The sequence below is a fragment of the Bradyrhizobium sp. URHA0013 genome (genome assembly GCF_000518345.1).
GTDB lineage: Bacteria > Pseudomonadota > Alphaproteobacteria > Rhizobiales > Xanthobacteraceae > Bradyrhizobium.
Window position 1 is genome coordinate 1,148,093 of the sequence record NZ_KI912427.1, and the last position, 12,013, is coordinate 1,160,105.

At 61.9% G+C, this 12,013-nt stretch carries 12 protein-coding genes; 9 read left to right on the plus strand and 3 right to left on the minus strand.

Annotated elements, in window-relative coordinates; genetic code table 11:
• Positions 1 to 23: 23 nt before the first annotated feature.
• Complete coding sequence (locus N551_RS0134885; protein ID WP_027570868.1) at positions 24 to 1,826, plus strand: AMP-binding protein; 1,803 nt, start codon at positions 24 to 26, stop codon at positions 1,824 to 1,826.
• Between the two features lie 33 nt (positions 1,827 to 1,859).
• Here the strand turns inward: N551_RS0134885 and N551_RS0134890 are convergent, their stop codons facing one another.
• On the minus strand, positions 1,860 to 2,372 hold the full coding sequence (locus N551_RS0134890) for a helix-turn-helix domain-containing protein (RefSeq protein WP_027570869.1): 513 nt from the start codon (positions 2,370 to 2,372) through the stop codon (positions 1,860 to 1,862).
• A gap of 239 nt (positions 2,373 to 2,611) precedes the next feature.
• Here N551_RS0134890 and N551_RS0134895 point away from each other — a divergent pair, with 239 nt between their 5' ends.
• Positions 2,612 to 3,244, plus strand: a complete 633-nt coding sequence (locus N551_RS0134895; protein ID WP_027570870.1) for a 2-hydroxychromene-2-carboxylate isomerase — start codon at positions 2,612 to 2,614, stop codon at positions 3,242 to 3,244.
• Between the two features lie 98 nt (positions 3,245 to 3,342).
• Positions 3,343 to 4,542, plus strand: coding sequence for a CaiB/BaiF CoA-transferase family protein (locus N551_RS0134900; protein WP_027570871.1), 1,200 nt, complete (start codon positions 3,343 to 3,345; stop codon positions 4,540 to 4,542).
• A gap of 33 nt (positions 4,543 to 4,575) precedes the next feature.
• Here N551_RS0134900 and N551_RS0134905 read toward each other — a convergent pair whose 3' ends face one another.
• Positions 4,576 to 5,253, minus strand: a complete 678-nt coding sequence (locus N551_RS0134905) for a glutathione S-transferase family protein (RefSeq protein ID WP_027570872.1) — start codon at positions 5,251 to 5,253, stop codon at positions 4,576 to 4,578.
• Between the two features lies 1 nt (position 5,254).
• Complete coding sequence (locus N551_RS0134910; protein WP_027570873.1) at positions 5,255 to 5,998, minus strand: SDR family NAD(P)-dependent oxidoreductase; 744 nt, start codon at positions 5,996 to 5,998, stop codon at positions 5,255 to 5,257.
• A gap of 230 nt (positions 5,999 to 6,228) precedes the next feature.
• Between N551_RS0134910 and N551_RS0134915 the strand changes: the two genes are divergently transcribed.
• Genes N551_RS0134915 through N551_RS0134940 form a run of 6 tightly spaced genes read left to right on the plus strand, consistent with a single transcriptional unit; the run spans position 6,229 to position 11,810 of the window.
• Entirely contained in the window at positions 6,229 to 6,447 is a 219-nt protein-coding gene (locus tag N551_RS0134915; RefSeq protein ID WP_027570874.1) for a hypothetical protein, read from the plus strand.
• Between the two features lie 45 nt (positions 6,448 to 6,492).
• Positions 6,493 to 7,230, plus strand: coding sequence for an SDR family oxidoreductase (locus N551_RS0134920; RefSeq protein WP_027570875.1), 738 nt, complete (start codon positions 6,493 to 6,495; stop codon positions 7,228 to 7,230).
• A 10-nt stretch (positions 7,231 to 7,240) separates the two neighbouring features.
• The gene (locus N551_RS0134925) at positions 7,241 to 8,422 is read left to right on the plus strand and encodes an acyl-CoA dehydrogenase family protein (protein ID WP_027570876.1); all 1,182 of its coding nucleotides are present in this window, start codon (positions 7,241 to 7,243) and stop codon (positions 8,420 to 8,422) included.
• Positions 8,423 to 8,445: 23 nt separating this feature from the next.
• Positions 8,446 to 9,576 carry an acyl-CoA dehydrogenase family protein gene (locus N551_RS0134930; protein ID WP_027570877.1) on the plus strand — a complete coding sequence of 377 codons (1,131 nt, stop codon included), beginning with the start codon at positions 8,446 to 8,448 and terminating at the stop codon, positions 9,574 to 9,576.
• 14 nt (positions 9,577 to 9,590) lie between these two features.
• Positions 9,591 to 10,778, plus strand: coding sequence for an acetyl-CoA C-acyltransferase (locus tag N551_RS0134935; RefSeq protein ID WP_027570878.1), 1,188 nt, complete (start codon positions 9,591 to 9,593; stop codon positions 10,776 to 10,778).
• Between the two features lie 21 nt (positions 10,779 to 10,799).
• Positions 10,800 to 11,810 carry a nitronate monooxygenase family protein gene (locus tag N551_RS0134940; protein WP_027570879.1) on the plus strand — a complete coding sequence of 337 codons (1,011 nt, stop codon included), beginning with the start codon at positions 10,800 to 10,802 and terminating at the stop codon, positions 11,808 to 11,810.
• Positions 11,811 to 12,013 lie beyond the last annotated feature (203 nt).

Here is a 12,013-nt window from a genome sequence, read left to right on the forward strand (position 1 = left end):
GGTAATTCAGGAGATCGTTTTCGATGTCGACGAAGCCATTGACGTTTGCGCCAAGGGAGCTCTCCGTCGAGCGCCGGATCGACGGCACGCTCATATTGAGGTCGCCGCTCGAATTGGGGCCATGCGACTGGCGCGTCACCGATTTTCTGCCGCGCTGGGCAGCCGCGGCTCCGCAGCGAATATTCCTCGCACAGCGCAATGCCAAAGGGGGATGGGACGAGATCACCTATGGCGAAGCATGGTCGCAGGTGCAGGCGGTCGGCCAGAGTCTGATCGACATGGGCGCAAAGCCGGCTGACAGGCTGGCCGTGCTTTCGGGCAACTCCATCGAGAACGCGGTGATCTCCTTTGCTGCGATGTCGATAGGCGTCATTCTGGCGCCGATATCGCCGAACTACACGCTGATGCCCGGCGGCCTTGCGCGCCTCAAGGACATCGCGCAGGTGCTGCGTCCGAACTTCGTTTTCGTTCAGAGTGGACGCGACTTTTCCGCCGCCCGTTCCGTTCCCGAACTGGCAGACTCTACCTGGATCAGCGTCGATGGCGCGCCGGATACGATCCCCTTCCGCGTCCTGACGGATCGAACGGAGTGGACAGGATTTGCGCAAGCGTCGAGTGCGATCTCTACTGACGCCGTTGCGAAAATTCTCTTCACGTCCGGTTCGACCGGATTGCCAAAGGGTGTGCTGAACACGCACCGCATGATGGCGAGCTCCCTGCAAATGGGAAGCCTGCTGGTGTCGCCTCCGGAGGCGCCGGTCCAGGTCGAGTGGCTGCCGTGGCACCATACGATGGGCAGCAACGTCATTCTTCACGGCATTCTCAAGAACGGCGGGACGCTCTACATCGATGACGGCCGCCCGCTGCCTCAGCTCTTTCACAAGTCGGTGGCGAACCTCAAGGAGATCTCTCCGACGGCGATGTTCAATGTGCCCGCCGGCTATAACCTGTTGTGTGATGCCATCGAGAACGATGCCGCCCTCGGCGCGAGCATCTTCAAGCGGCTGGATCGATTGAGCTACGCCGGGGCTGCAATTTCGCAAGGCACGCTCGAAAAACTTTACCGGCTGACATCATCGATCACAGGCCGGCGGATTCCGGTGATGTCGGGCTATGGGACGACTGAAACGGCGCCGACAATCAGCACGACGCATTGGGCAACGGATCGGCCGGGCGAGATTGGTCTTCCGGCGCCGGGTGTGCAGCTGAAACTGATCCCTGTTTCCGACACGTACGAGGCCAGGGTGAAAGGCCCCAACGTTACCCCCGGTTATCTCGGCAGGGCCGATCTCACTGAGAAGGCCTTCGACGAGGAGGGGTTCTATCGCATCGGCGACACCGTGTCGTTTATCGATCCCGAGAAGCCGGAGCTCGGTCTGCGTTTCACGGGCAGAATTTCCGAGAACTTCAAGCTTGCGAACGGCACCTGGGTTGCGATCGGAGCGATGCGTGCCGCCATTCTGGCCGCAACGCGCGGCGTACTGCTGGACATCGTCGTTGCGGGAGAAAACCGTGAAGCCTGCGCGCTGCTGTGCTGGCTGAATCCGACCGAGGCGGCTCGGATTTCGAACGCGCCGGCTGCGGATTTGACTTGCGACCCCAAGGTAATCGAATTCCTGAGACATCGTTTGCAGGAATATAATGAGGCTGTCGGAAGCAGCGAAAAAATCTGCTCGTTCACCCTGCTGAAGGATCCGCCCTCATTGGCCGCGGGAGAAATCACCGACAAGGCCTATGTCAATCAACGTGCTGTGCTCAAGCACCGGGCTGAACAAACGGACCGTCTTCACTGCAACGAACCTGACGCAACTGTGATTCGAGTCTGAGGATGCGTTCAATGCCTGACGCCGGTGGCCGGCTCAAGCCGCGCTGCGGCGGGCCTTTGCCTTCGTCTTGCCAGGTGCCTCCATCGTCCGCGGGCCTTGGGCGCCTGGCCCTGGATGGGTATGAACCTCCCTGGCCAGGAGCGGCTCGCCGCATTCAGAGCACACCATGACCGGGTCGAAGTCCTTGCCGCACTTGCGGTGCTGGTGCAACAGCGGCCGGCCGCGCTCGTCGACCATGTGAGTATCGCCCCAATGCACGAGCGCCATCATGATCGGATAGAGATCGAGGCCCTTCTGGGTCAGGATATATTCGTGTCGCTTGGGCGCTTCCTGGTAGGGAATGCGGCGCAGAATGCCCAGCCGAACCAGCTTCTTCAGCCGTTCGGCGAGGAGATGGCGGGTAATTCCAAGCGCCGACTGGAATCCTTCGAAGCGCCGTGTGCGCAGAAAGCATTCGCGCAGGATCAGAAGAGTCCAGCGGTCGCCGATCACGCCGATGGTTCGGGCCATCGAACACGGCTCTTCCTCCAGTTCTTTCCACTTCATCCGTATTCTCCAGTCATCCCGGCGAGACCCGCTCGATTCGCCGCCAGGGCCGCCGCATCTCCCTAGCATTCTAGATAGGTACTGAATTCCAAACAATACCCGATGAACCGGTCAAACCAGCACAACTCCCGCCAAATTTGACAGTTCGATTTTAGAACTATAGAAGTGAGAACAAGCAAGCCATGCGATTGGATCGCTGGTCCCTGACCATCCAATACGCTCTGCGGGAGAAAGCGGTCATGACCCTCAAGGTTGAATTCCAGTTCGATTTCGGCAGCCCGAACGCGTATTTGGCGGAGGTTGCCCTCCCCGGGATCGAGCGGCGGACCGGCGTAAAATTCGAGTACGTCCCGGTCCTGCTCGGCGGGATCTACAAGGCGACCGGCAACATGTCCCCGTTCGACTCGCTTCGCGGGATCAAGAACAAGCCGGAATACCAGGCGCTCGAGACCCAGCGGTTCATCCGGCGCCACAACATCACACAATTTCGCCAGAACTCCTTCTTTCCAGTCAACACTTTGATGTTGATGCGCGGCGCCGTCGCGGCCCAGTTCGAAGGCGTGTTCGAACCCTATTTCCGCGCCGCCTATCATCACATGTGGGAGAAGCCCAAGAAGATGGACGATCCCGAAGTGTTCCGGGCCGCATTTGCCTCCTCGGGGATCGACATCGACAGGCTGGTTGCGCGCGCGCAGCAGGATGACGTCAAGAAGAGGCTGATCGACTTGACCAGTGACGCCGTCGCCCGCGGTGCCTTCGGCTCGCCGACATTCTTCGTCGGCAAGGAGATGTTTTTTGGCAAGGATCAGCTCCGGGACGTCGAGGAATCGATCGTCGAACAGACCCGGCAGCCCGTTTCCAAGACCGGCTAGTTACCAACTTGCGGTCCGTGCGTGTTGAGGCGAAGGGCTGACACTAAGCAAGAGTTTACCTTCAGCCGGTTGGCAGAAAAAAATCCAGGGAGAGTGCAATGGCTGGTCCGCTTGGCGGCGTTCGTGTCCTCGATCTGACCGGCGTGGTGTCGGGCCCGTTTGCGACGATGTTTCTGGCGGATCAGGGTGCCGACGTGCTCAAGATCGAGCCGATCGGTGGCGATATCACCCGTCGCAGCCGGGCCACCATCGACAAGGACGGCGAGTTCTCCGCGCTGTTCATTTCGTCAAACCGCGGCAAGCGTTCGCTCTCGATCGACGTCAAGAGCACGGCCGGGCGTGAGGTGCTGGCCAAACTGGTCGCGCAGGCCGATGTCCTGGTGCAGAACTTCCGGCCCGGCACCATGGAGCGCCTCGGCCTCGGCGTCGAAGAGCTGCGCCGGCGTCATCCGCGCCTGATCTACGTCTCGATCAGCGGCGTCGGCGAGACCGGACCCTATGTGAAGAAGCGCGTCTACGATCCAATCATTCAGGGCCTGTCGGGCTTTGCCGATATCCAGTCGCAGCCGGTCACCAATCGCCCGCAGATGATCCGCACCATCGTGTGCGACAAGACCACCGCCGTGTTCACCGCGCAGGCGGTGGCGGCCGCGCTCTACGCGCGTGAGAAGACCGGACAGGGGGATCATATCCAGGTCGCAATGCTGGACGCGATGATTTCCTACCTCTGGCCGGAAGGCATGATGCAGTACACGGTGGTCGGAGCCGAGGCCGTGGCTGCCGATCCGAATGACCGGCCCGATCTCGTGTTCAAGACCAGCGACGGCTACATCACGGCCGGCACCATCTCCGATTCCGAATGGCAGGGCTTCTGCCGCGCGTCCGGCGATCCCGAGCTTGCCAACGATCCCAGGTTCGCGACCCCGTCGGCGCGTTCGGTCAACGCCACGGCGCGTATCAACAAGATGGCAGAGTATATCGGCCAGCACACGACCGCCGAATGGCTGGAGCGTCTGGATGCCGCGGATGTCCCTTGCGCGCCGATCCTGCGGCGCGGCGAAATCATCCACAATGAGCAGGTGGTGGCGCGCGGGATCATCGCGGAATTCGATCAGCCGAAGGTCGGCCTTGTGCGCCAGCCTAAGCCCGCGGCCCGCTTCGAGATCAACCCGGCTGCCATCGGCGGACCAGCCCCCCGTGTCGGGGAGCACTCGCGCGAGGTGCTGCGCGAACTTGGCTACGATGACGGCGCGATCGACGATATGGTCGCTGCACGCACGTTGCGCGTGGCCATGTAGACCGAAGCGCTTCGCGCGACCGGCGAACGGTTCTCAGGCCTTGGCAGGCGTCGGTGTAATTGGCGCGCGCGGAGCATTCGCCGCAGCCGCGCGCTGGTAAGCCTCCCGGCTTCGCATACGGTCGAGATAGGGCTGCGCATTGTCGCAAATGCCGACACCGTAGGCGACCGCCCAGTCCAGGCACGTCGTCAGCAGGATATCGGCGCTGCTGAATCGCTCGCCCATGATAAAATGTCGGCCGTCCGCCAGCGCGACCTCGACATGGCGCAGCTGCGCTCGAAAGTATTGGGCGGCTTGAGCTACGACCTCCGGCGCGACGCCGTAGATCGGGCCGAGCGCATCGGCGCTGTGACGGCGCATCACGTACAGGCTGGTCGAGTCGAGCTCGGTGACGATGAAGAAGCACCATTCCAGCCACGCTGCATAGTCGCGGGTGGATTCAGGGATCAATGCACGCTCGGGCGTAGAGTACACGCGCGACAGGTAAGCGACGATCGCGGCGCTCTCGCCAATGCGGAAGTCGCCGTCCTGCAGCAGCGGAATCTTCTGGCGCGCATTGAGCTTGGTATATTCGGCGGTCTTGGTCTCGCCGGTCCGTGGGCCGATCGGTTTGATCGTATAAGCCAGAGCGAGCTCGTGCATCGCCCAGTGCGGCCTAACGGTGCGGCTTGTCCCGACGCCCCACAAAATGAGGTCTGGATTGTCGCTCATGTCACCATTTCTCTACAGCGGGACGAAGATCGAGTTCATGGGTCCAGCCATCGCGGCTTTGCTGATGGGCAAACCAATACGCTTCCGCAATTGAGGAGGTCTTGGTCAGGCTGTCAGGCGGGATCTCGCTGGCCTCGATCCCCCTGGCCGCCTTCATGCGCTGATGGATGGCTTCGCTATCGACACCGGCGTCGATGATGAGATGGACGACGTGAATATTCTCAGGCCCGAGCTCGCGCGCCATGGCCTGGGCCAGCGCGCGGAGACCGAATTTGGCCGATGCAAACGCAGCAAACCCCTTGCTGCCGCGGATGCTTGCGGTCGCACCGGTGAAAAAGATGGTGCCGCGTCCGCGGGACAGCATGACGCGCGCAGCTTCGCGCCCCACCAGGAAGCCGGCGTAGCAGGCCAACTCCCAGGCCTTGAAGAATAGCTTTTCGGTAGTCTCCAGCAGGGGCTTGTTGACGTTCGAACCGGCATTGAACAGGCAGATCTCGATCGGGCCGATATCGCGTTCGACGTCCGCGAACAGCTTCTGCACTTCCGCTTCCTGGCGGGCATCGACGCTGAAGGCGTGAATGCTGTGGCCTTTCCCCCTGAGTTCATCGACAAGCGCCTGGGACTTGGCTGCATCGCGCCTGCAGATGCAAACGGTGTAGCCGCCGCTGGCAAACCGCCGCGCAACGGCAGCGCCGATGGCATCGCCTGCGCCGACCAGCATCGCGACTCCGCGACTCTCTCCCATGCTCGCTTCTCCTATAAGTTCTTATTTGATACGCTATCGGTATCGCCTGGAAGCCGCGTTGTAAACGGGGTTCTCGATAGTCTCTGCATAGGACAGCGAACGTGCCATTTCTTGATCCGACTGTGACAACAAAATAGCGATTGACGAGTTCTAAAAAAGAACGCATGTTTCACCACGAGGCGCAATGCTCAAAAAGGCGCCGATGTTCTTCAGTCGGGAGGCGGTTAGTCGTGGCGAAGCTGTCGCAAGCACTCGGTCTCGATCAAATTGCTTTTCGGTTTGCTGGCCGCATCGACCAATCGACAGGTCGCCATTTTGCCAAAGCGCTGGACCAGATCGGGCCGCTCGAGGACTGCGCCGCGGCCATGGTAGCCTCGATCAGCGCGACGGCGAAATCCCCATCGTTCTGGTCTGGCTCAAAAACGTGGTCCACGTTCCAGAACCGATAGAACGGCTTCGCATACAGCGCGCCTAACTTAACCGGGAGAAGTTCCTTGAAAAAGAGAAATGCAACCGTCGCCGTGATCGGCGCGGGCGATTTCATCGGCGGCGAGATTGCCAAGAAGTTTGCTTCCGAGGGCTTTACTGTCTTCGCCGGCCGCCGCAACGGCGACAAGCTGGCGCCGCTGGTCAAGGAGATCGAGGCCGCCGGCGGCGAGATTCACGCACGTTCGCTCGACGCGCGCAAGGAGGAGGAGATCATCTCCTTCCTGAACGACGCCGACAAGCACGCGCCCCTGGATGTCTGCATCTTCAACATTGGCGCCAACGTCAACTTCCCGATCCTCGAAACGACCGAGCGCGTTTTCCGCAAGGTCTGGGAGATGGCCTGCTACTCCGGCTTCCTTGCTGGGCGCGAGGCGGCCCGGCTGATGCTGCCGCGCGGCCAGGGCAACATCTTCTTCACGGGTGCGACCGCTTCGTTGCGCGGCGGCAGCGGCTATGCTGCCTTTGCCAGCGCCAAATTCGGACTGCGCGCTGTGGCGCAGGCGATGGCACGTGAGCTGGGCCCGAAGAATATCCATGTCGCCCACCTGATTATCGATTCCGGCGTCGACACCGAGTGGGTCCGTCAGCGGCGCCTGGAAGCGCTCGGGCCCGGTGCGCTCGACGATCCGGATCTGCTGATGCCACCGGCCTCGGTCGCGACGTCCTACTGGCAGCTCTACCAGCAGCCGAGGAGCGCTTGGACCTTCGAGCTGGAAATCCGCCCCTTCGGTGAGAAGTGGTAGGGCGCTCAGGATGGAACTCGCACTGTCTCCCCAAGACGCGTCCTTCCGTGATGAGGTGCGCGCTTTCATTTCCGAAAAATATCCGAAGGAGATGCGGGTCCCCAATCCGGAGACCGACCTGACCAAAGAGCAATCGTTGCTCTGGCACCGCATTCTCTACAAGAAGGGCTGGATCGCGCCGCTCTGGCCCAAAGAATATGGCGGACCCGGCTGGTCGATCACCCGGGGTTTCATCTTCGAGCAGGAAACCAGCCGGGCCGGGACGCTGCCGCCGCTGGCGTTCAGCGTGACCATGGTGGGTCCGGTCATCTACACCTTCGGCAACGACGCGCAAAAACAGAAATTCTTGCCGCGGATTCTTTCGGGTGAAGATTGGTGGTGCCAGGGCTATTCAGAGCCGGGCTCGGGCTCGGACCTCGCCACCGTCCGGACTAAGGCCGTGCGCGACGGCGACCACTACATCGTCAACGGCCACAAGACCTGGACGACGTTGGCGCAGCATGCCGACTGGATCTTCTGCTTGGTGCGTACCGATCCGGGTGCAAAGCCTCAGGCCGGAATCTCGTTCCTCCTGATCGACATGAAGTCGCCCGGCGTCACCGTGCGTCCGATTATCACAATCGACGGATCGCACGAGGTCAATGACGTCTTTCTCGAGGACGTCCGCGTCCCCGTCGAGAACCTGATCGGCGAGGAGAACAAGGGCTGGACCTACGCAAAATTCCTGCTGGGCAATGAGCGCACCAGCATGGCCGGAATTGGCCGGTCGACGCGCTATCTCGACCGGTTGAAGAAGATCGTGAAGGCGGAGATCCCCGCGGATGATCCGGCGCATCTCGAATTTTGCAAGGAAATCGGGCGGATCGAGCTCGACGTGCTTGCGCTCGAGGCCACCGAGCTGCGGGTCGTTGCGCAGATGGCGCGCGGCATCGATCCGGGTCCTGCGGCTTCGCTCTTCAAGATCCGCGGCACCGAGATATTCCAGGGCATTACCGAGCTGACGCATCGCGCCATCGGAAATTACGGGCTGGCGCTTCGCGAGCAATCTTTGAGCGCAAACCAGTTCATGCCGGGTCCCGATTACGGCCACACCGCGTCGGAAAAGTACCTGAACGCGCGCAAGCTCAGCATCTACGGCGGATCGAACGAAATCCAGCGCAACATCATCGCCAAAGCGGTGCTCGGTCTCTAGCAACAGCGCAACAAGAGGATCGGATGGACATCCAGTTCACGGAAGAGCAGGAACTGCTGCGCTCCAGCGTGCAGCGCATGCTGCGCGACCAGTACAGTTTTGAGGCGCGCCGCAAGGCCGTCGCCAGCGACGAGGGCTGGAGCCGCAGGCAGTGGGATGCCTTTGCGGAGCTCGGCCTGCTCGCCGCGCCATTCTCCGAGGAGAGCGGCGGCCTTGGTGGCGGCCCGCTCTCCACCATGATCGTTGTCCAGGAGTTCGGCCGTCACCTCGTCGTGGAGCCGTACGTCGAAACGGTCGTGCTAGCCGGCGGCTTGATCGAACATGCGGGGACCGATGAGCAGAAGCAGGCTTTGATTCCCGATATCATCGCCGGACAGAAGATCTGGGCGTTGGCCTGGACCGAAAAAGCCTCGCGCTTCGACCTCGCCAATGTCGCGACCACGGCGCGGCTCAACGGCAGCGATTACATGCTCACTGGTGAGAAGACCGCCGTCGTCGCCGCGCCATGGGCGGACTATTTCATCGTCTCCGCCCGCACCAAGGGCAAGCACGACGATCGCTCCGGCGTCAGCCTGTTCGTCGTCGATGCCCGGACGGCCAATCTGGATCTGCGCAGCTTCAAGACCATCGACGGCCGCCGCGCCGCGGAAATCACCTTACGGGATGTTCGCGGCGAGTTGCTCGGCAGCGAGGGGGAGGGCGTCGCCCTGCTGGAAGCCTGCCGGGACCGGGCCATCGGCGCGCTCTGTGCCGAGGCGGTCGGCGCCATGGCCGAGTTGAACTCAGCGACGCTGGAGTACGCCAAGGTGAGAAAGCAGTTCGGCGTCACCATTGGCAGCTTCCAGGTGCTGCAACACCGGATGGTCGACATGTTCATTGCCCATCAGGAGGCGCTTTCCCTGATGCAGCATCTCAATCTTAGCCTCGGTGCCGGCGAGAGCGGTATCTCGCGCCTCGCCTCCGGCGCCAAGTCGAAGGTCGGCTATGCCGGCAAGTTCATCGCCGACCAGGCGGTTCAGCTGCACGGCGGCATGGGCATGACCGACGAATTGAACGTCGGCCATTACTTCAAGCGAATCTCCTCCATCAACATCCAGTTCGGCGATCCCGCTCACCACCTGCTGCGTTACGTGCAGCTCGACGCGGCTGCATAGCAAAAGAGGCAAGCATGACGACAGAGGCAGTTATCGTTTCCACCGCACGCACCGGCGTCGGCAAGGCCTTTCGCGGTGCGCTTAACAACACCGAAGGTCCGACCATGGCCGGCCATGTGATGGCCGAAGCGGTGAGGCGTGCGGGCATTGATCCGGGCGAGGTCGAAGATGTGGTGATCGGTTGCGCGATGCAGCAGGGCACCATGGTGATGAACGTCGCACGCAAGGGGGCGATCCGGGCCGGCCTGCCAGTCACCGTTGCCGGCACCACGATCGATCGGCAGTGTGCCTCCGGCCTGCAGGCGATCGCGGTCGCGGCACGCTCGATCATGCTTGATGGCGTCGAGGTCGCAATCGGAGGCGGCATCGAATCGATCAGCCTGGTGCAAAACGAGCACATGAACAGATTCCATGCGGTCGACGACGAGCTGATGGCGATGAAGCCAGAGATGTACATGTCGATGCTCGACACCGCAGAAATCGTCGCCGAGCGTTACAAGATTGGCCGCGACCGGCAGGACGAATACAGCCTCGAATGTCAGCGCCGCATCGGTGCGGCGGTGCAGGCGGGCCGCTTCAATGACGAGATCGTCCCGATCAAGACGACGATGGCCGTCGTCAACAAGGACACCAAGGAGGTCACCTATCAGCAGGTGACGCTGTCGAAGGATGAGGGTCCGCGCCCCGAGACCACGGCGGAAGGACTGGCGAAGATCAAGCCGGTGTTCGAAGGCAAGACCATCACGGCCGGCAACGCCAGCCAGCTCTCCGATGGCGCATCGGCGTGCGTGGTCATGAGCGACAAGATCGCTGCGAAGAAGGGCCTGAAGCCGCTCGGCATCTTCCGTGGCTTCGTCGCCGCCGGTGTCGAGCCGGACGAAATGGGCATCGGTCCGGTCGCGGCGATCCCGCGCCTTCTCAAGCGGCACGGCCTGAAGATCGACGACATTGATCTCTGGGAGCTGAACGAAGCCTATGCGGTCCAGGTGATCTACTGCCGCGACAAGCTCGGCATCGATCCGGACAAACTGAACGTCAATGGCGGTTCGATCGCGATCGGCCATCCCTACGGCATGACGGGCAGCCGGCTTGTCGGTCACATCCTGATCGAGGGGCGCCGGCGCAAGGCGAAATACGGCGTGGTGACCATGTGCATCGGCGGCGGCATGGGCGCAGCCGGCCTGTTCGAAATTGTCAACTGATCGGAAAGCGGAGAAGCGCACGTGAAGACAGCAATCACCGAACTGTTCGGCATCCAGCATCCGATCATCCAAGGCGGCATGCATTATGTCGGCTTTGCCGAGCTTGCCGCCGCGGTATCGAACGCCGGCGGTCTCGGCATCATCACCGGCCTCACACAGCGGACGCCGGAGCTGCTGGCGAAGGAAATCGCACGCTGCCGTGACATGACCGACAAGCCGTTCGGTGTAAACCTGACCTTCCTGCCGAGCTTCACTGCACCGCCGTATCCCGAATATATCGCCGCCATCAAGGAGGGCGGCGTCAAGGCCGTGGAGACCGCCGGCCGCAGCCCGGAAGCGTACATGCCCGCGCTGAAGGCGGCTGGCATCAAGGTGATCCACAAATGCACCTCGGTGCGGCATTCGCTGAAAGCCGAGAAGATCGGTTGCGACGCCGTCAGCGTCGACGGCTTCGAATGCGGCGGTCATCCCGGCGAGGACGATATCCCGAACATGATCCTGCTGCCACGCGCGGCGGATGAACTGAAGATTCCGTTCGTGGCCTCGGGTGGCATGGCGGACGCACGCAGCCTTGTTGCCGCGCTGTCGATGGGCGCCGCTGGCATGAACATGGGCACCCGCTTCGTCGCCACCAAGGAAGCGCCCGTCCATGCCAACGTCAAGCAGGCTCTGGTCAAAGCCACCGAACTCGACACCGTGCTGGTGATGCGTGCGCTGCGCAACACCGAGCGCGTGCTGAAGAACAAGGGCGTCGATCAATTGCTCGAAGTGGAGCGGGAGAAGGGGGCGAGCCTCAAGATCGAGGACATCCACGAGCAGGTGGCGGGCGTCTACCCCAGGGTGATGGTTGACGGCGAGATGGACGCCGGCGCCTGGAGCTGCGGCATGGTGGTCGGACTGATCCACGATATCCCGACGGTGAAGGAGCTGATTGATCGCATCATGACGGAAGCCGAACAGATCATCCGGCAGCGGCTGACCGGCTTCCTTGACGGTACTGTCGACAATGCGGCCACGCGCGCCGTTGCTTGACAAGGCCTTGTGAGAGAACCTTCAGTGCAAGGATCAATACTCGCCGATCGCATTCAACAGCTGATGGGCGTCGCCGATTGATCTCTCAAATCGAGGGGGGCGCGAGCGAGGCCGACATGCAAGGTAGAAAGCCGTGTTCACCGAGGAGCGACCGATGAAGTACTACCTCTGCAAGTACCTTCGCCCCGGGCGGATTTCCTGGT